The 17,623-nt window shown below is 75.3% G+C and carries 19 protein-coding genes; 13 read left to right on the top strand and 6 right to left on the bottom strand.

Translation table 11 applies throughout. The annotated features are described in order from the left end of the window. Positions 1–44 precede the first annotated feature (44 nt). Positions 45–2,729, bottom strand: coding sequence for a DEAD/DEAH box helicase (locus SK069_RS13135; protein ID WP_319954696.1), 2,685 nt, complete (start codon positions 2,727–2,729; stop codon positions 45–47). Between the two features lie 150 nt (positions 2,730–2,879). Here SK069_RS13135 and SK069_RS13130 point away from each other — a divergent pair, with 150 nt between their 5' ends. Continuing rightward, positions 2,880–3,056 (top strand): hypothetical protein, encoded by a 177-nt coding sequence (locus SK069_RS13130; protein ID WP_319954695.1) that lies wholly within the window; start codon positions 2,880–2,882, stop codon positions 3,054–3,056. A 1-nt stretch (position 3,057) separates the two neighbouring features. After that, the gene (locus tag SK069_RS13125) at positions 3,058–3,327 is read left to right on the top strand and encodes a hypothetical protein (protein ID WP_319954694.1); all 270 of its coding nucleotides are present in this window, start codon (positions 3,058–3,060) and stop codon (positions 3,325–3,327) included. 4 nt (positions 3,328–3,331) lie between these two features. Here the strand turns inward: SK069_RS13125 and SK069_RS13120 are convergent, their stop codons facing one another. From SK069_RS13120 to SK069_RS13105, 4 genes are all read right to left on the bottom strand, one after another. Further along, positions 3,332–4,168 carry an MBL fold metallo-hydrolase gene (locus SK069_RS13120; protein ID WP_319954693.1) on the bottom strand — a complete coding sequence of 279 codons (837 nt, stop codon included), beginning with the start codon at positions 4,166–4,168 and terminating at the stop codon, positions 3,332–3,334. Between the two features lie 61 nt (positions 4,169–4,229). Then, entirely contained in the window at positions 4,230–4,919 is a 690-nt protein-coding gene (locus SK069_RS13115; protein WP_319954692.1) for an HAD family hydrolase, read from the bottom strand. Positions 4,920–5,085: 166 nt separating this feature from the next. Continuing rightward, the gene (locus tag SK069_RS13110; RefSeq protein WP_319954691.1) at positions 5,086–5,856 is read right to left on the bottom strand and encodes an ABC transporter permease; all 771 of its coding nucleotides are present in this window, start codon (positions 5,854–5,856) and stop codon (positions 5,086–5,088) included. Beyond that, positions 5,856–6,875: an ATP-binding cassette domain-containing protein gene (locus tag SK069_RS13105; protein ID WP_406628291.1), complete on the bottom strand. Its 1,020-nt coding sequence runs from the start codon at positions 6,873–6,875 to the stop codon at positions 5,856–5,858. Before SK069_RS13105 ends, SK069_RS13110 begins: the two co-directional genes overlap by 1 nt. Between SK069_RS13105 and sucC the strand changes: the two genes are divergently transcribed. From sucC to SK069_RS13070, 7 genes are all read left to right on the top strand, one after another. Next, positions 6,874–8,307 (top strand): ADP-forming succinate--CoA ligase subunit beta, encoded by a 1,434-nt coding sequence (sucC, locus tag SK069_RS13100; protein WP_406628290.1) that lies wholly within the window; start codon positions 6,874–6,876, stop codon positions 8,305–8,307. The two genes, SK069_RS13105 and sucC, sit on opposite strands and share 2 nt — an antisense overlap. A gap of 2 nt (positions 8,308–8,309) precedes the next feature. Continuing rightward, positions 8,310–9,200 carry a succinate--CoA ligase subunit alpha gene (gene sucD / locus SK069_RS13095; protein WP_319954688.1) on the top strand — a complete coding sequence of 297 codons (891 nt, stop codon included), beginning with the start codon at positions 8,310–8,312 and terminating at the stop codon, positions 9,198–9,200. A gap of 118 nt (positions 9,201–9,318) precedes the next feature. Then, positions 9,319–9,786, top strand: coding sequence for a 6,7-dimethyl-8-ribityllumazine synthase (locus tag SK069_RS13090; RefSeq protein ID WP_319954687.1), 468 nt, complete (start codon positions 9,319–9,321; stop codon positions 9,784–9,786). A gap of 34 nt (positions 9,787–9,820) precedes the next feature. Beyond that, entirely contained in the window at positions 9,821–10,018 is a 198-nt protein-coding gene (locus SK069_RS13085) for a hypothetical protein (protein WP_319954686.1), read from the top strand. 85 nt (positions 10,019–10,103) lie between these two features. Continuing rightward, positions 10,104–11,216: an aminotransferase-like domain-containing protein gene (locus SK069_RS13080; protein WP_319954685.1), complete on the top strand. Its 1,113-nt coding sequence runs from the start codon at positions 10,104–10,106 to the stop codon at positions 11,214–11,216. A 52-nt stretch (positions 11,217–11,268) separates the two neighbouring features. After that, positions 11,269–11,853 carry an RNA polymerase sigma factor gene (locus SK069_RS13075; RefSeq protein ID WP_319954684.1) on the top strand — a complete coding sequence of 195 codons (585 nt, stop codon included), beginning with the start codon at positions 11,269–11,271 and terminating at the stop codon, positions 11,851–11,853. Position 11,854: 1 nt separating this feature from the next. Beyond that, the gene (locus tag SK069_RS13070; protein WP_319954683.1) at positions 11,855–12,739 is read left to right on the top strand and encodes a hypothetical protein; all 885 of its coding nucleotides are present in this window, start codon (positions 11,855–11,857) and stop codon (positions 12,737–12,739) included. A gap of 44 nt (positions 12,740–12,783) precedes the next feature. On the opposite strand, the gene SK069_RS13065 is transcribed toward SK069_RS13070, so the two are convergent. Further along, positions 12,784–13,494, bottom strand: coding sequence for a metal-dependent transcriptional regulator (locus SK069_RS13065; protein WP_319954682.1), 711 nt, complete (start codon positions 13,492–13,494; stop codon positions 12,784–12,786). 89 nt (positions 13,495–13,583) lie between these two features. Between SK069_RS13065 and SK069_RS13060 the strand changes: the two genes are divergently transcribed. The 4 genes from SK069_RS13060 (at position 13,584) to pyk (ending at position 17,614) form a co-directional block, all read left to right on the top strand. Continuing rightward, the gene (locus SK069_RS13060) at positions 13,584–13,796 is read left to right on the top strand and encodes a hypothetical protein (RefSeq protein WP_319954681.1); all 213 of its coding nucleotides are present in this window, start codon (positions 13,584–13,586) and stop codon (positions 13,794–13,796) included. Positions 13,797–13,917: 121 nt separating this feature from the next. After that, positions 13,918–14,847, top strand: a complete 930-nt coding sequence (locus SK069_RS13055) for a glycerate kinase family protein (protein ID WP_319954736.1) — start codon at positions 13,918–13,920, stop codon at positions 14,845–14,847. 33 nt (positions 14,848–14,880) lie between these two features. Further along, on the top strand, positions 14,881–16,122 hold the full coding sequence (locus SK069_RS13050; protein WP_319954680.1) for an NAD(P)H-dependent glycerol-3-phosphate dehydrogenase: 1,242 nt from the start codon (positions 14,881–14,883) through the stop codon (positions 16,120–16,122). A gap of 70 nt (positions 16,123–16,192) precedes the next feature. Further along, the gene (pyk, locus tag SK069_RS13045) at positions 16,193–17,614 is read left to right on the top strand and encodes a pyruvate kinase (RefSeq protein WP_319954679.1); all 1,422 of its coding nucleotides are present in this window, start codon (positions 16,193–16,195) and stop codon (positions 17,612–17,614) included. The last annotated feature ends 9 nt before the right edge of the window (positions 17,615–17,623 follow it).

Genomic DNA, 17,623 nt, shown 5'->3' with positions numbered 1-17,623 from the left:
GCCACGCGCCGGTCCTGGCCACCAGGCGGCCCGAGGATCGGAGCTCAGCGGGTCCCGGTCAGGCGGCCCAGCAGCTCCAGCGCGCCGGCCTTGTGCAGCGGCTCGTTGAGGTTGCCGCACTTCGGCGACTGCACGCACGACGGGCAGCCGGCCCGGCACGGGCACTCGTCGATGAGCGTCCGCGCGTCGCTCGCCCACTCCTCGAACCGGCGGTAGGCCTGGCGGACGATCCCCACCCCGCCGACGTGCCCCTCGTAGACGATGATCGCCGGGCCGCCGAGCTGCGGGTGCAGGTTCGTCGACAGTCCTCCGACGTCCCAGCGGTCGCACATCGCCAGCAGCGGCAGGACCGCGATCTGCGCGTGCTCGGCGGCGTGCAGCGACCCGAGCAGGTGCTCGCTGGGGAACGCATCCCACGCCGGGGGCCCGCCGGCCGCACCGCGAGCGCCGGTCGCGGGCGCGCCGCCGACCGCCGCGGCCGGCCGGGCCATCGCCCGTCGGGGGTCGGTCCCCACGAACGGCCCCGGCTGCCACCAGACCGCCTCGGTGGTGAAGGACACCGACGGCAGGTCGATCGTCTGCAGGTCGATGATCTCGCCGCTGCCGCTCTTGCGCCGCTGGTAGCCGAGGACCGTGTCGGTGACCGTCACCGTGCCGAGGTGGATCGGGACGGCGTCGCCGCCGCGGTCCGGCCACGCCTCGCGGTGGTCGAGGATCCGCTCGAACGTGATGTCGATCTCGCGCTTGGGCTCCGTCCACCAGCTCCCGTGGAACGGCTCGACGACGGCGAAGCCGCGGTCGAGGTCGAGGTCGGCGACCTCGTAGCGCTCCCCGAGGTGCAGGTAGACCGCGCCCTGGTGCACGACCGAGGGCGCCTTGTCGCGCTCGACGTGCCCGAGCTCCTCGCCCGTCGAGCCGTCGACGATCACCACCCGGGCGCTCGACGCGCTGCGCAGCGCGACCTCCCCGGCCGCGAACCGGTCCGCCTCGACCGGGCGGAAGGTCGCGTCGCGCTCGCGCAGCGCCCCCCGCACGACGAGCTCCTCGGCGTGCGCGCGCCAGCGCGGCCCGAGCGTCGCCGCGTCGCGCGCGTCCAGCGGCGCCTCGTGGGCGGCGCAGAGGAGGTGGGCGAGGTGGATCGGCTCGTTCTCGTGCTGGAGGATCGCCGCCTCGACCGGCCGGTCGAGGAACCCGTCGGGATGGCGGCAGAACCACTGGTCCAGCGCGTCCTCGCCCGCGACGTAGACGGCCAGGCCGCGACCGCGACGACCCGCGCGACCCCACATCTGGCGCAGCGACGCCACGGTGCCGGGGAAGGTGACGACGACGCACGCGTCGAGCTCGCCGATGTCGATCCCGAGCTCGAGCGCGGTCGTCGTGACGACGCAGCGGACCTCGCCGTCGACGAGCCGCCGCTCGAGCTCGTGGCGCTGGCGGGTCGTGTACCCGGCGCGGTACGGGATGACCTGCGCGGCGAGCGCGTCGCGGCCCCGCTCGCGCAGCTCCTCGGCCGCCATCTGCGCGACGACCTCCACGCCCTTGCGGGACCGAACGAAGCAGATCGTGCGGACCTCGCGCTCGGCGAGGTCGGCGAGCATCTCGGCCGCCTCGGTCAGGGCGGAGCGCCGCGTGCGGCCGGCCTGCAGCTCGGACGCGTCGAGCAGCTCGACCTCGTCGGGGTCGGCTGGCGTCGGCGCCGGCTCCGCGTCGGCGGCGCCGGGTGGCGCGACCGTCGCCGGCGGATCGGCCGCCGCGCCGGGCTCGTCGCCGGGCGGGCCGGCGGGCCGCTGGCGGACCTGCGCGGCGACCCAGTACGGGTCGTCGTCGGGCTCGAGCAGCGGCGGGTTCCAGAGCGCGATCCGCCGCGCGACCCCGGGCGAGCCGTCGTCGTCGATCAGGGCGACGTCCTCCAGGCCGGTGAGCGCCTGGGCGTGCTCGACCGGGTTGGCGATCGTCGCGCTGGCCAGCAGCACGCGCAGCGCGCCCGGTGCGGTTCCCGAGGTCGGCGTCGCGCCGGCCTGCGCGGCGGCGGCGAAGAGGTCTCCCTGGCCCGCGGCGAGGCGACGGACCGCGGCGCCCGGCGTCTGGTGGCGCTCGACGAGCCGCCGCAGGCGGCGCACGACGTTGGAGACGTGCGAGCCGAAGACCCCGCGGTAGACGTGCGCCTCGTCGATGACGAGGATCCGCAGGCGAGCGAGGACCTCGGCCCAGAGGTCGGGCCGGGGCAGGATCCCGACGTGGAGCATGTCGGGGTTCGTGAGGATGACGTTCGCGCGTCGGCGGATGTCGCGGCGCGCCTCGCGCGGGGTGTCGCCGTCGTAGATCGCGATCCGCAGCCGGTCGCCGAGGCCGAGCGCGGCGAGCGCGCGGGCCTGGTCCTGCGCGAGCGCCTTCGTCGGGTAGAGGAGGATCGCCCGGGCGCGCGGCTCGCGCAGCAGCCGGTCCACGAGCGGCAGCTGGAAGCAGAGCGACTTGCCGGACGCGGTGCCCGTCGTGACGACGAACGGCCGCGGCGCCGGGATCGCGACCGCCTCGGCCTGGTGCGCGTAGAGCCGCTCGATGCCGCGGCCCGCCAGCGCGGCGCGCAGGTCCGGGTGCAGCGCCTCCGGCAGCGGCGTCGTGCGCGCCTGGCGTGCGCCCTCGAACGCCGAGGCGACGAGTCGCTCGTCCTCGCGGCCGGCGTCCAGCAGGGGGCGCCACGGCTCGGGGCTCCGGGACGCGCCGCTCACCCCTCCAGTGTGGCGAACCGCCCGGAGCGGCCCCCGGTGGCGGGCCGTGCGCCGCCGCCGTGCCCGGACGACCGGGTGGCCTCGACGATCGCGGACCCGGGGCGCGACGTCCCACGGGTACCGGCCCACGGCCCCGGGTAGCCACCCGTCATGAGCACGAGTTCCGACCCCCAGGACGTCGCCCCGGGCGACGAGGCGCCGCCCGGCACGCCCGGGACCGGCGAGGACGTCTGCCCGCGCTGCGGCGGCGACGGACGGCTGGACGGCGAGCGCTGCCCCGACTGCGCCGGCACGGGCCGGATCGTCCGGGGCGTCGGGGGCGGCTGAGATGGCGGAGGTTCGCCTGACCGTCCAGGCGACGGACGCCGAGCGCGAGCAGGTGCGGGAGTCCCTCGGCGTCGCCGACGACGTCGTCGCGGTCCGTCCGCTCGACGACGGGTCGATGGTGCTGCGCCTCGCCGGCTACGACCGGCCGCAGGCGGAGTCCCGCGCGCAGGAGGTCGCGCGCACCGCGGCGGCGGCCGTCGGCCTGGCACCCACCGCGATCCGCGTCGACGGCGAGGGCTGGTCGTTCGGCGAGGACGGCGTCGACGCGTGACGGCTCACGCGCCGGCCGCGGCGCGGTTGCGCTCGTGCAGGGCCTGCTGCGTGGCGTCGCGGCGGGCGATCGGCAGCGCCCAGTCCTCGACGTAGGCGACGTCCTCGCGCCAGATCGCCAGCGCGCGGGCGGCGTCGATCGGCCCGCCGTGCCCGGGCACGACCCAGTCGGCCTGCTCGATGAGCGGCTTCAGGCGGTCGAGCGTCGCGCGGTAGGCCGTGCGCGAGCCGTCGGCGTCGTGCCAGGTCGGGATCTCGACCGGCGACAGGTAGTCGCCGCAGAGCAGCACGCGCGCCCACGGCACCCAGATCGCCATGCCGTCGCCGGTGTGGCCGTCCGCGGCGTGCAGCTCGAGCTCGTGACGCGGGGCCGAGCCGCCGGCGTCCTCGCCGGCGCCGAGCTCGAGCTTCCCGGGCACCGGCAGGGCCTGCACGTCCCCGAGCCCGGGCCCGCGCTCGCGGGCGACGTAGTGCTCGGCGTCGAAGGCCCGCATCTCGCGGACCGCCTGCCCGCTGTGCCCCGTCAGGCGGGCCGCGGTCGTCTCGGCGACCCCGAGCGCGGCCTGCGGGAAGGCGAGCGGGCCGAGCAGATGGTCCCAGTCGCCGTGCGTCGCCAGCAGGCCGGCGACGGAGAACCCCGCCTGACCCGCGACCTGCGCGGTGAGCTCGAGCTCGTCGGGGTACACCGGCGAGTCGACGAGGAACGCCTCGCGGGGCGTCGTCGCCGCGCCCGGGCCGCTCGGCGCGTCGGCCGGGGCCGGGGCGCGCACGAGCGCGGCCGTCGTCTGCCAGACGCGCGAGACGACGACGAGGACGTCGGAGTGGACGGCGAGAGCGCGCACGAGCGACGACGATGCCAGAGGGCGCTCGCCGCCCCGCGGGCGGCGGGCATCCCGCCGGCGGCTACTTCAGGCCGAGCTCGCGGACCGCGTCCAGCAGCGTCCGCACCTCGAGCGTCGGCTGCTTCGCCTTCGGCTCGAGCTCGACCCCGTTGCGGTTGATCCAGATGACCGGGATCTTCGCCTTCAGGCAGGGCTCGACGTCGCTCTTGTACCCGGCGGCGATGTGGACCCAGTTCTTCTTGCTGCCGTAGCGGCGCGCGATCTCGGTGAAGTGCGCGGCGTCGGGCTTGTAGGAGCGCACCTGCTGCGCCGTCACGACGAGGTCGAAGTCGTGCGGGATGTGGCGCCGGGTGAGGCCGAGCAGCTTGTCGTCGATGTTCGAGACGATGCCCGTCTGGAACGCCTTGCCGAGCTTGCGCAGCTGCGGCATGGTCTCGCGGAACGGGCGCCAGCGCTCGACGGAGTCCGGCAGGAAGTTCGCGCGCGAGGGCTCCTGGCGCAGGTCGTCCCAGCCGATCTCCTCGGCGACCTCGCGGGCGGTCCGCCGGAGGACCTCGGCGTAGAGCTCGTAGGAGCCGCCGGCGATCTCGTCGTGCTTCTGGTGGAACAGTCGCAGCGTGAGGTCGCGGTCGATCGTGAAGCCGTCCTTGCCGGCCTCGCGAACGAACGCATCCAGGACCCCGGCCTCCCAGTCGATCAGGGTGCCGTAGACGTCCATCGTGACGAAGTCGATCTGCTTCGGAAGCGGCATGACCGACGAGTATGACAACGTATACGTTGTATACGTACGCCGCCCGCGGTTCTCCCTGCATGCGCCGCGGGCGGGTGACGAGCGCCGCGCTCCAGGACGCCCGCCCGCCCGGGCGCCCCGAGCGCCTCGCGGTCGTCCCGGGGCGGCCCGGGACGACGGCGAGCGCTCAGACCCGCTGGTAGCGGCGCAGCGCGAGCCACGCCATCACCACGGTGATGGCGACGATCCAGACGAACGAGACCCAGACGTCGGAGTTCGCCGGTGCCGCGGGGCCGCCGATGAAGAGGTGTCGGATCGCGTCGACCCAGGTCGTGAACGGGTTCGCCTCGGCGAACTGGCGCAGGCCGTCGGGCATCGTCTCCGGCGGGACGAACGCGCCGGAGGCGAACGTCAGCGGGAAGATCACCGTGAAGCCGATGGCGTTCGACGTCTCCGCCGACCCGGCCGTCAGGCCGATGAGCACGAAGACCCAGCTGAAGGCGAAGCCGAGCGCCAGCAGCAGGACGATCCCCAGGAGGACGTTCCCGACGCTCGCGCCGAACGAGAAGCCGACGAGCAGTCCGACGCCGATGAGGACCACGAGCTGCAGCGCGTTCAGGACGAGGTCGGCGAACGACCGCCCGGCGAGGACCGCGATCCGCGACATCGGCAGCGACCGGAAGCGGTCGATGAGGCCCTTCTTCATGTCGTCCGCGATCGCCAGCGCCGTGACGAACCCCCCGAAGGCGATCGACTGGACGATGATGCCCGGCATGAGGAACTGCGCGTAGTTCTCGAACGGCGTCTGGATCGCCCCGCCGAACACGTAGCGGAACAGCAGCACGAACATCACGGGCTGGACCGTGTAGCCCATGAGCAGGTCCGGCTGGCGCGGGATCCGGCGCAGCTGCCGTCCGGCGAGGACGAGCGTGTCGGAGAGCGTGGTCGCGAGGGACATCAGGCCTGCTCCTCCTCGGCGGCGGCCTCCTCGGCCGGGCGGCCGGTGAGGGTCAGGAACGCGTCGTCGAGCGTCGGGCGCGCGACGGCGATCTCGCCGATCCCGACGTGCGCGGCGTCGAGCCGGCGGACCGCCTCGGCGACCCCGCCGGCGTCCGCGCGCAGCGGCACGCGCAGGACGCCGTCGCTGCCGAGCGCGTCGCCGTCGGGCCGCGCGTCGAGCAGCGGCGCGAGGGCGTCGATCGCGGCGGCGACCTGCCCGGGATCGGCCGGACGCAGCTCGAGCCGCTCGCCGCCGACCTTCGCCTTCAGCTCGTCGGCGGTGCCCTCCGCGATCACGCGGCCGTGGTCGATGACGGCGATCCGGTCGGCGAGGCGGTCGGCCTCGTCGAGGTACTGCGTCGTCAGGAGCACCGTCGTGCCGTCGGCCACCCGCTCCTCGATCGTCTCCCACAGCGCGATCCGGCTGCGCGGATCCAGGCCCGTGGTCGGCTCGTCGAGGAAGAGGACCGGCGGGCGCACGACGAGGGCGGCCGCGAGGTCCAGGCGCCGGCGCATGCCGCCGGAGTACGTCGAGGAGACGCGGTCGCCGGCGTCGGTGAGCGAGAACTCCTCGAGCAGCTCGGTCGCCCGGGCCGCCGCCTCGCGCTTGGACAGGTGGTAGAGCTGGCCCACCATCCGCAGGTTCTCCGCGCCCGTGAGGTACTCGTCGACGGCGGCGTACTGCCCGGCGAGGCCGATGCGCGAGCGCAGCGCCTGGGCCTGGGTCCGGACGTCGAGCCCCGCGACGCGAACCTCGCCGGCGTCGGGCTCCAGGAGGGTGGTCATGATCCGGACGGCCGTCGTCTTGCCGGCCCCGTTGGGGCCGAGCAGCCCGAGGACGGAGCCTGCGGGAGCGCTCAGGTCGACGCCGGAGAGGGCCTGGACGTCGCCGAAGGACTTGACGAGACCGCGGACCTCGATCGCGGTGTCGGAAGGGGGCACGCGCGCCAACCTACACGCCGCCCCGGCCCGCGTCATGCGATCGCGGGGCCGCCCCGGACGGGTTCGAACCGAGCGGCGACGCGCCAGGTGCGCACGCGGGCCACCCCCGATCCGGGGGGAGCGGCCCGGCGCCGGGGGCCCGGGGGCGCCGTCGGGCACGCGGATGGGTGGCCGTCCTACTAGTGTCCCGCCGGTCGCTCGGGTATGGCGTCCTCGACGCCCCCGTCCCGCGCGACGTCTCATCGGGACCCGCGACCGCACGCCGACGCATCCGCCGCCCGCGTCGAGGCCGCTCACGACCACACGACTCAGGAACCACCGCATGGACCTGCTCGAGTATCAGGGCAAGCAGCTGTTCGGACGCCACGGCCTCGCCGTCTCCGACGGCAAGCCGGTCACCACCGTCGAGGACGCCGTCGCCGCGGCCAACGAGATCGGGTACCCGGTCGTCGTCAAGGCCCAGGTGCTGATCGGCGGCCGCGGCAAGGCCGGCGGCGTGAAGCTCGCGGCCAACGAGGACGAGGCGCGCGAGCACGCGTCGAACATCCTCGGCCTCGACATCAAGGGCCACATCACCCGCACGGTGTGGATCGAGCACGCCTCGGACATCGACACGGAGTACTACGCGTCGATCCTGCTGGACCGCTCCGCGAAGAAGCCGCTGCTCATGTTCTCCATCGAGGGCGGCGTCGAGATCGAGACGGTCGCCGAGGAGACGCCCGAGAAGCTCATCAAGCACCACATCGATCCGCTCGTCGGCCTGACGCGCGAGGAGGCGATCAAGGTCGCCACCGACGGCAAGGCCGCCGACGACGTCATCGAGGGCGTCGCCGACGCGCTCGTCGCGCTCTACGAGGTCTGGATCGAGGAGGACGCCTCCCTCGCCGAGATCAACCCGCTGATCGTCACCCCGGACCGCAAGGTCAAGGCGCTCGACGCGAAGGTCACCCTCGACGGCAACGCCGCGTTCCGTCACCCCGACCACGCCGAGCTCGGCGACTCCGCCAACGCCGACCCGATCGAGGTCAAGGCCGCGGAGCAGGGCGTCACGTACGTGAAGCTCGACGGCGACATCGGGATCCTCGGCAACGGCGCGGGCCTCGTCATGTCGACGCTCGACGTCGTCGCCCAGCACGGCGGCACCCCGGCGAACTTCCTGGACGCCGGCGGCGGATCGGACGCCGCGAAGGTCAAGCAGGCGGTCGAGCTGATCCTCGCGAACGAGAACGTCAAGGCCGTCCTCTTCAACATCTTCGGCGGGATCACCCGCTGCGACGAGGTCGCCAACGGCCTGATCGCGGCGTTCGAGGACCTGAAGCCGAGCGTCCCGTTCGTGGTCCGCCTCGACGGCACGAACGACGTGCAGGGTCGCGAGATCCTGGAGCAGGCCGCGCTGCCGAACGTCTACGCGGCGAAGACGATGGACGGGGCGGCCGAGCAGGTCGTCGCGCTGGCGAAGGGGGCCTGAGCATGTCGATCCTCATCGACGAGAACACGAAGCTGGCCGTCGCGGGCATCACCGGCCGCGAGGGCTCGTTCCACACGCTGAACAACCGCAACTACGGCACGAACGTCGTCGGCGGCATCAACCCGAAGAAGGCCGGCTCGGACGTCGAGGGCATCCCGGTCTTCGCCGACTGGAAGACGACGGTCGCGGAGACCGGCGCCAACACGGCGATGATCTTCGTCCCGCCGCCCTTCGCCGCGCAGTCGGCGCTCGAGGCCGCGCAGGCCGGCGTCGAGCTCGTGGTGATCATCACCGAGGGCATCCCGGCGCACGACGAGCTGAAGCTCTACAACCAGGTCAAGCGGGATCATCCGGGCACCCGGATCATCGGGCCGAACTGCCCGGGCCTGCTCTCGCCGGGCAAGGCGAACGTCGGCATCATCCCGGCGTCGTTCTTCAAGCCGGGCAACGTCGGCGTCGTGTCCCGCTCGGGCACGCTGACCTACCAGATCGGCAACGAGCTGGCCCAGAAGGGCTTCGGCAACAGCTCGATCGTCGGCATCGGCGGCGACCCGGTCCCGGGCAGCTCCTTCGTCGACATCATCGAGCTGTTCGAGCAGGACGACCAGACCGAGCTCATCGTCATGTCCGGCGAGATCGGCGGCTCGGCCGAGGAGGAGGCCGCCGAGTACATCGCGGCCCACGTCTCCAAGCCGGTCGTCGGCTACATCGCCGGCTTCACCGCGCCGGAGGGCAAGCAGATGGGCCACGCCGGCGCGATCGTGTCCGGCAGCGCCGGCACCGCCAAGGCGAAGGCCGAGGCGCTCGAGGCGAAGGGCGTGCGCGTCGGTCGCACCCCGACCCAGACCGCCGAGATCGCGATGGAGATCCTGGGCAGCCCCACGGCCGCCTGATCCACCCCACCGCGCAGTCCCGACGGGGCGGCTCCGGCCGCCCCGTCGTCGTTCCCGGACCCCGTCCGGGCGCCGGGCCGGACGGCGGCGGCACCGGCCGCGCCGGTACGGTCCTGCCATGAGCGCGACGGACACGCCGGCCGAGGGACGGATCGCCGCGATCCAGGCGACGTGGCACAGCGAGCTCGTCGACCGGGCGCGGGAGGCCTTCGTCGCCGACCTCGTCGCCGAGGGCACCGATCGCGAGCGGATCGACGTGCTGCAGGTCCCCGGGGCGTTCGAGATCCCGCTGCACGCGCTGCGCCTGGCCGAGTCGGGGCGCTACGCGGCGATCGCGTGCTTCGCGCTCGTCGTCGACGGCGGGATCTACCGCCACGACTTCGTCGCCTCGACGGTCCTCGACGGGCTCATGCGGGTGCAGCTGGACACGCGCGTCCCGGTCTTCTCCGTCGTGCTGACGCCGCACCACTTCCACGAGCACGCCGACCACGAGGGGTTCTTCGCCGAGCACCTCGTCGGGAAGGGCGCCGAGGCCGCCCGGGCGCTGCGCGCCACAGTCGCGTCGCTCGACGCGCTCCCCGCCTGAGCGCATCCGCCGATCGGGGGCCTACAGTGGGCATGTGCCGGGTTCCCTGGATCTCGCCGGGATGCTCGCCGCGCTGGAGGGCCGCCGGCCGCCCGCGCCGCGGCACCCGCTCGACGAGCTGACGCTCGCCGGGCACCGGGCCCGCGCCGGCCTGCGCGCGTTCGGCCCCGAGCGGGTCGAGCCCGACCCGGCCCGTCCCGCGCCCGCGCGACCGCGCCCGCACGGCGACTGACCGCGCCCCGCCGACCGGCGGGACGGCCTCGCGGGACCCCACCGCGAGCGGGCATCGAACGCAGATCGGCATCTAAGCTGGCTCCATGGCCGACACGATCTCGTTCTCCCGCGGCGCGCCGTCCGCCGACATCGTCGACATCGAGGGCCTGAAGCAGGCGGCGATCGAGGCCTTCGAGCAGGATCCGGCCGGCGTCGCCGGGTACGGCACCTCGATCGGCTACGTCCCGCTGCGCCGCTGGATCGCCGAGAAGCACGGCGTGCCGGAGGACCACGTCCTCGTCACGAACGGGTCGATGCAGGCCGACGCGTTCCTCTTCGACGAGCTCGTCGCCGCCGGCGACGCCGTCGTGACCGAGCGGCCCACGTACGACCGCACGCTCCTGGGCCTGAAGGAGCGGGGCGCCGACGTGCACCTCATCGGCCTGCAGGAGGACGGGATCGACGTCGACGAGCTGCGCGCCGCGCTCGAGGGCGGGCTGCGCCCGAAGCTCGCCCACGTCATCCCGAACTTCCAGAACCCCGGCGGGTCGACGCTCTCGCTCGAGAAGCGCCGGGCGCTGCTGGCGCTCGCCGCCGAGCACAGCTTCGTCATCTTCGAGGACGACCCGTACGTCGACGTCCGCTTCACCGGCGAGTCCCTGCCCCGGATGCTCGAGCTGCAGCCCGGCGGCCAGGCCGCCACCGACGGGCCGGTCGTCTACGCCTGCTCGTTCTCCAAGACGGTCTGCCCCGGCGTGCGCGTCGGCTACCTCGTCGGTCCGCCGGCGCTGATCGCGAAGATCGCCCGTCGCGCCACGAACACGTACATCGCCCCGAGCCAGGTCGCCCAGGCCATCGTCCACCGCTTCGTGAGCGGCGACCGCTTCCCGACGGCGCTGCAGACGGTGAAGGACGCGCTCGCCGAGCGCTCCTCGACGCTCGCCGACGCCCTGCGCACCCACCTCCCCGAAGCGACGTTCGTGCAGCCGGAGGGCGGCTACTTCCTCTGGGTCTCGCTGCCCGAGGGCGAGGGGCACGACTGCGCCAGGATCGCCGACGAGGCCGCCGCCCGCGGCGTCCAGATCGTCAAGGGCACGGACTTCCTCCTCGAGGGCGGCGAGAGCGCCTTCCGCCTGGCCTACTCGGCGGTCACGGCCGACAAGGTCGACGAGGGCGTCCGGCGCCTCGCCGAGGCCGTCGCCGCCGCGAAGGCCTGATCGACGGAGCGGCGCGGCGTAATCGCCGCGCCGCTCCCGGCAGAGAGGGAGCGTGAGCCCTCCTCTCCTCGATCCCGGTGGCCGCGACGACGGCCCCCGCTGGACCCTCTTCGAGCAGCACCACGACGCCGTGCGGCGCTACGTCGCGCGACGCGTGGAGCCCGCGGCCGTCGACGACCTCGTCGCCGAGACGTTCGCCGTGGCGTGGCGCCGGCTGCCGCGCGAGACCGACGAGCCGCTGCCCTGGCTCTACGCGGTGGCGCGCAAGGTCGTCCACGGGCACCGGCGCAGCACCGCTCGGCGCTCGGCGCTGTCCGTGCGCGCCCAGCGGCTGGCGGCGGACCGGACCGATGCGGGCGACCCCGCCGATCGGCTCCCCGGCGACCCGGTGCTCGCCCGCGCGTGGGCGACGCTCTCCACGACGGAGCGCGAGGCGCTCGCCCTCGTCGTCTGGGAGCGCCTGGACCACGCCGAGGCCGCGCGCGCCGCCGGCTGCCGCCCCGGGACGTTCGCCGTCCGCCTGAACCGCGCCCGCCGGCGCCTGCGCGACGCGCTGGAGCCGGAGCCCGACCCGGGCGCCGGGCGCCGCCGCGCCCCGACCACCGCACGTCCCGCCACCCTCGATCCGGAGCACTGACATGACCCTCCTCGACGACCCCGTCCTGCGCCGCCTCGAGGCGGCGGACCCCGCCGCCGGCCTCGACGAGGCCGCGCCCGACCGCGCCGCCCTGCGGCGCGCGCTCGCCACCCGTCACCGCCGCCGCCGGGTCGGCGCGCTCGTCCCGGTCCCGCTCGCCGGCGCGGGTGCCGCCGTCGTGCTGCTCGGCCCGTCGAGCTCGCCGGCCGTCGCCCAGATCGTCGACCGGGCGCTCGACGCCAGCACGCCACCGGCCGGCTCGATCGTCGCGAGCCGCTCGACCGTCGAAGGGCGGTACTGGGGCGCGAAGCAGGGCCGGTCGAGCTCGGAGAGCGAGGAGCGCGGCTGGGTCCGGATCGCCGCCGACGGCGAGGTGACGGACGTCCGGACTATCCAGCTCCGCCACGCCGCCAGCGACGAGCCGACGCGCACGACGCCGGTGGAGACCGCCACGAGCCGGTCCGAGGGGGGCGAGCCCGTCCTGCGGACCTACGACGGCGCCACCGGCCGCACCAAGGTCGACCGGGGCGCGTGGGAGGTCCCGCGCGAGACGTTCCAGGCCCGGGACCTGCTCCGCGCCGCGCGCGACGGGCGGACCGACGTGCGCCTCGACGGCGAGGAGACGCGCGCGGGCCGCCGCACCTACCGGCTGCTCCTGACCGGCGAGGGGCGCGGGCTGCCGCAGCGCCTGCACCTGCGCACGACGCTCTACGTCGACGCCGCGACGTACGCCCCGGTCGAGCTGCGCTCGCTCACGTGGGGCCGCGACGTGCAGGACGAGCCGTTCCGCACCGAGGTCGTCCAGCGCGTGCTGGAGCACGAGGTGCTGCCCGACGACGCCGCGCACCGGCGCCTGCTGGAGCTGCGGGGCCCCACCCGCCCGTAGCAGCGGCGGCCGCCGCCGGTCCCCGGCCGGGGACCGGCGGCGCGTCAGCGGCCGAAGGCCTCCTGCTCGAGCACGACCGCGGCCGGCAGGCCGACGCGCTCCGGCGGGGAGGGGTCGGCCTTCACCGAGACCGTCTCCGCCGCGCTGAGCGTCAGCGCGTGGCGCTCGCCGTCGGCGTCCTCGTAGACGACGCGGTCCTCGTCGCGCTCCACCAGCCGACCCTGCTGGCCCGGGCGCACGCCCTGACCGTAGAGGTAGTGCAGGACCTGCTCGGCCTCGTTCTCGAACCGCAGGACGCGGATCGCGGCCCCCGGCTCGACGTCGGCCAGCGGCGCGCCGGGCTCCCGCTTGCCGACCTCGATCGGGTGGCCGTGCGGGCACGTCGTCGCGTCGCCGATCGCGTCGCGCATCCCCTGCTCGATCGCGGGGCTCATCGCGTGCTCCATGCGCTCGGCCTCCTCGTGGACCTCGTGCCACGGGATCCCGAGGACGTCGGTGAGGAACCGCTCGACGAGCCGATGGCGGCTCACGACGTTCTCCGCGACGCCGAGACCCCGGTCGGTGAACGAGATCCGCTTGCGCTCGTCGCGGGTGATGAGGCCGTCGGCCTCGAGCCGCTTGACCATCTCGTGGACCGTCGGCGCGGAGAGCATCATGGCGCGCGCGACGTTCGCCGCGGTCAGCGGCAGGCGGACCTCGTGCAGCCAGTAGAGCGTCTCCAGGTACTCCTCTTCGCCGGCGGTCGGATGGCCCATGCGGCCATCGTACCCCGGCGCCCGCGGCGCCCGGGCGGCCTTCTCCGCGGAGCGGCGTCGCCGCGCCGCGGCCGCGGTAGGCTGGGGCGGTGGCGACGAAGCGCGGCGACTCCGGCCTGAGCACCCTCGACCTGGCGAAGATCGTCCTCGCGATCGTCGTCGCCGTCGTCCTCGTCAAGGTCGTCCTGGGGATCATCGGGGCGGCCGTCGCCCTGCTCTCGACGCTCCTCATCGCCGCCGCGGTGATCGCGGCCGCCTGGCTCGTGTGGAGCCTCTTCCTCCGTCGCGACGACGGTGCCTGAGCGCGCACGCGCGCACGCGCCCGACGCCGTCCCGCCCAGCGGGCCACGCGACGAGCGCCCCGTGCTCGTCGCCCCGGACGCGTTCAAGGGGACGCTGACCGCGGCCTAGGTCGCGGGCGCGATCGGCCGCGGGATCGAGCGCGCCGGGCTGCGCCCGCCCGACCTCTGCCCGGTCGCCGACGGCGGCGAGGGCACCGCCGCGACGCTGCTGCTCGGACTCGGCGGCGAGACCGCGGGGACGACGGCGCGCGACCCCCTCGGACGACCGCGACCGGCGGGGTTCGCGCTCGTCGAGGACGGAGCGACGGCGATCGTCGAGGTGGCCGCCGCGACCGGGCTGCCCCTGCTCGCCGCCGACGAGCGCGACCCCCTGCGCGCGACGAGCCACGGCACCGGCGAGCTCATCGTCGCGGCGGTCCGCGAGGGCGCGAGCGTCGTCCTCGTCGCGTGCGGCGGGAGCGCCACCGTCGACGGCGGAGCGGGCGTGCTGGAGGTCCTCGGCACCAGCGGGCTGCGCCTCGGCGGTCCCGGCCCGGTCGACGCGCAGCTCGTCTGCCTCTGCGACGTGCGCACGCCGTGGGAGGCCGCGGCGGCGACCTTCGGCCCGCAGAAGGGCGCGTCGGCCGCGACGCTGCCGCTGCTCGAGCGCCGGATGGCCGAGCAGGCCGCGGCGCTGCCCCGCGATCCGCGCGGCGTGCCGGGGACGGGCGCCGCCGGCGGCATCTCGGGCGCGCTCTGGGCGGCGCACGGCGCGGTCCTCGAGCCCGGCGCGCCGTTCGTGCTCGGCGCGCTCGACGTCGAGGCGCGCGTGCGCGCCGCCCGCGCGGTCGTCGTCGGGGAGGGCCGGATCGACGCCACGACGCTCGAGGGCAAGGTCGCGGGCGAGATCGCCGGGATCGCCCGGCGGCACGGCGTCCCGGTCCTCGCCGTCGCCGGGGAGGACGCGCTGGAGCCCGCGTCCCGGCGGGCGCTCGGCCTGCGCGCGGTCCTCGAGGCCGGGGACGTCGCGACGCTCGAGGCGGCGGGCGAGCGCGTGGCGGCGTACCTCTGAGCGCGCCCTCGGGTAGTACTTCGCAGTCCGTCGATGACCGATCGTCCCCGTCCCCTCCCGGCGCCGCTGCGCGGCGTCAACCTGCCGAACCCCCTCGGGCGCCGCGCCCTCGTGGTGGGCGCCGGCTCGTTCGGCACCGCCGTGGCCGTGCTGCTCGCGCGCGGCGGGTTCCGCACGACGCTCCAGACGCGGACCGCGCAGCAGGCCGAGCAGCTGCGGCGGGACGGCGAGAACGCCCGCTACCTGCCCGGCGTCGAGCTGCCCACGAGCCTCCGGATCGAGCCGATCGACGCCGGTCCCGGCCGCGCGGAGTTCGTCTTCCTCGGCGTGCCCTCGGCGCACCTCGGCGACGCCGTCCGGCGCCTCGAGGCCGACGGGCTGGATCGGCGGGCGAAGGTCGTGTCGCTGAGCAAGGGGCTCGTCCCGCCGCACGGGATCCCGCCGACGGTCCTGCTGGCGGAGCGCTTCGGCAGCGCCCGCGTCGCGTGCATCGGCGGTCCCGCGCACGCGAAGGAGATGGTCACCCAGGGCGCCGGGCTCGTCGCGTCCTCGGCCGACGAGGAGCTCGCCGCGACGATCGCCGCCGTCTTCCTGCGGGCCGGCGTCGTCTGCGAGCACACCGACGACCCGGTCGGCGTCGAGCTCGCCGGCGCGGCGAAGAACGCCGCCGCGCTCGCGGCGGGCGCGACCGAGGGCCAGGGCCTGAACGCCGCCGGCGCCGCCGCGGGGCACATCTTCAGCGAGGTCTGGCGGCTCGCCGAGCGGCTCGGCGCGCAGCCGGTGAGCTTCATCGGCCTGGCCGGCACCGGGGACCTCGTCGCCACCGCCCTCGCCCCGCAGAGCCGCAACCGCCGCGCCGGCGAGCTGCTCGCCGAGGGCGTCCCGACCGCCGAGATCCCCGCGCGGGTCGGGCAGGCGATCGAGGCGTTCGAGTCGGTGCCGCTGCTCGCCTCCGCCCTGCGCCGGTACGGGATCGACGCGCCCGTGACGACCGGGCTCGTCCAGCTCATCCAGGGGACGCTCCCGCTGCCCGCGTGGGTCGGGCTCGTCCGCACGACCGTCCCGCCGCCCGCGCGCTGGAGCGCCGGCGAGCCGGGACCGCTGCGCCGCTGGTGGAACGGGCTGCTGCGGCTCCTGCGCATCCGTCGCGATCCGCCGGCGCTCGAGGCGACCCCGGCCGCCCCCGCCGTCGAGGGCTCGGCGGTCGAGGAGGCCCCCGCGCTGACCGCGGGGGGCGACGGCGCGCCGACGGCGCCGGCCGCGACCGAGCGCTGACCCGCGCGCCCGGGGGCGCCTCCACGCCCGGTTCACGGGTTCCCCGCCGCGTGCGCCTAGAGTGAGGGGCGTGTCACCCGCTCCGCGCCGCACGAAGATCGTCGCCACGATCGGCCCCGCCAGCCGGGACCCCGACGTCCTCGTCCGGATGATCCACGCGGGCATGGACGTCGCCCGGCTGAACTTCAGCCACGGCAGCCACGAGGACCACGCCGAGACGGTGCGGCTCGTGCGCGAGGCCGCCGAGCGCGCCGGACGGCCGGTCGCGATCCTGCAGGACCTGCCGGGGCCGAAGATCCGCCTCGGCCAGGTCGAGCCGGAGGTCGTCGACCTGCGGGAGGGCGACCTCGTGACGCTGCGCTCGGGCAACGTCGAGGACGTCGGCGACGAGCGATCGCTCGTCGTGGCCTGGGACCGGTTCGCCGACGCCGTGGAGCCGGGCGAGGAGGTCCACCTGGCCGACGGCATCGTCCGGCTCAAGGTCGAGGCGGTCCGCACCGGGGAGGGCGAGGCGGATTGCCGCGTCGAGCTCGGCGGCCCCGTCTCCAGCCGCAAGGGCGTGAACCTCTCCGGGCCCGCGGACCTGCTGCCCGCCGTGCCGGAGGAGGACCTCGCGCACGTCGCCGCCGGTCGGCAGATGGGCGTCGACCTCGTCGCCGTGTCGTTCGTGCGTCGCCCGGAGGACATCGAGCTGCTGCGCTCGAAGACCCGCTGCCCGCTGATCGCGAAGTTCGAGAAGCCGCAGGCGATCGAGAACGCCGAGGCGATCGTCCGCGCGGCGGACTGCATCATGGTCGCCCGCGGCGACCTCGGGATCGAGCTGCCGATCGCCCGCGTCCCGCGCGTGCAGAAGGAGCTCATCGCGATGGCCGGCGCGCTCGCGCGGCCGGCGATCACCGCGACCCAGATGCTCGAGTCGATGGTCCACAGCGCCCGCCCGACGCGCGCCGAGGTCACCGACGTCGCCAACGCGATCCTCGACGGCACGGACGCCGTGATGCTCTCCCAGGAGAGCGCCGTCGGGCGCTACCCCGTCGAGGCCGTCCGGACGCTCGCGGAGGTCGCGGTCGAGACCGAGGCCGTCGCGCCGACCTGGGACTGGAACCAGCGCCGGGTCCGTCGCGACAGCGCGGACCCGTCGTGGGCGGTCGCGCGCAGCGCGGTCGCGGTCGCGCAGGAGCTCGACGCCGCCGCGATCGTCGTCCCGACGCTCTCGGGACGCTCGGCGCGCCTCGTGTCCGCCCACCGTCCCGATCGGCGGGTCATCGCGCTCTCGCCGAGCCGCGAGACCGTCGCGCGCTGCAACCTCATGTGGGGCGTCGAGGGCGCCATGATGGCCCACCACGGCATCACCGAGGAGCTCATCGCGGACGCCGCGGCGCGCGTCCGCGAGCTCGGCTGGTGCCGGCCCGGGGATCGCGTCGTCATCACCGCCGGGCTGCCGTCCGGCACCCCGGGCACCACGAGCCTCGTCCAGGTCCAGACGATCTGAGGGAGAGGG

Origin of the sequence: Patulibacter brassicae (assembly GCF_033949425.1) — a bacterium.
Classification (GTDB): domain Bacteria; phylum Actinomycetota; class Thermoleophilia; order Solirubrobacterales; family Solirubrobacteraceae; genus Patulibacter; species Patulibacter brassicae.
This window is presented reverse-complemented; position numbering and strand designations above follow the sequence as displayed.

Bases quoted from the DNA above. Each gene is read 5' to 3' on its own strand.
- SK069_RS13070 (WP_319954683.1), top strand. From the start codon at position 11,855: ATGACCCTCCTCGACGACCCCGTCCTGCGCCGCCTCGAGGCGGCGGAC.
- SK069_RS13130 (WP_319954695.1), top strand. From the start codon at position 2,880: ATGAGCACGAGTTCCGACCCCCAGGACGTCGCCCCGGGCGACGAGGCG.
- SK069_RS13115 (WP_319954692.1), bottom strand. From the start codon at position 4,919: ATGCCGCTTCCGAAGCAGATCGACTTCGTCACGATGGACGTCTACGGC.
- SK069_RS13090 (WP_319954687.1), top strand. From the start codon at position 9,319: ATGAGCGCGACGGACACGCCGGCCGAGGGACGGATCGCCGCGATCCAG.
- SK069_RS13105 (WP_406628291.1), bottom strand. From the start codon at position 6,875: ATGACGCGGGCCGGGGCGGCGTGTAGGTTGGCGCGCGTGCCCCCTTCC.
- sucD (WP_319954688.1), top strand. From the start codon at position 8,310: ATGTCGATCCTCATCGACGAGAACACGAAGCTGGCCGTCGCGGGCATC.
- SK069_RS13065 (WP_319954682.1), bottom strand. From the start codon at position 13,494: ATGGGCCATCCGACCGCCGGCGAAGAGGAGTACCTGGAGACGCTCTAC.
- SK069_RS13050 (WP_319954680.1), top strand. From the start codon at position 14,881: ATGACCGATCGTCCCCGTCCCCTCCCGGCGCCGCTGCGCGGCGTCAAC.
- SK069_RS13110 (WP_319954691.1), bottom strand. From the start codon at position 5,856: ATGTCCCTCGCGACCACGCTCTCCGACACGCTCGTCCTCGCCGGACGG.
- SK069_RS13125 (WP_319954694.1), top strand. From the start codon at position 3,058: ATGGCGGAGGTTCGCCTGACCGTCCAGGCGACGGACGCCGAGCGCGAG.
- SK069_RS13080 (WP_319954685.1), top strand. From the start codon at position 10,104: ATGGCCGACACGATCTCGTTCTCCCGCGGCGCGCCGTCCGCCGACATC.
- sucC (WP_406628290.1), top strand. From the start codon at position 6,874: ATGCGATCGCGGGGCCGCCCCGGACGGGTTCGAACCGAGCGGCGACGC.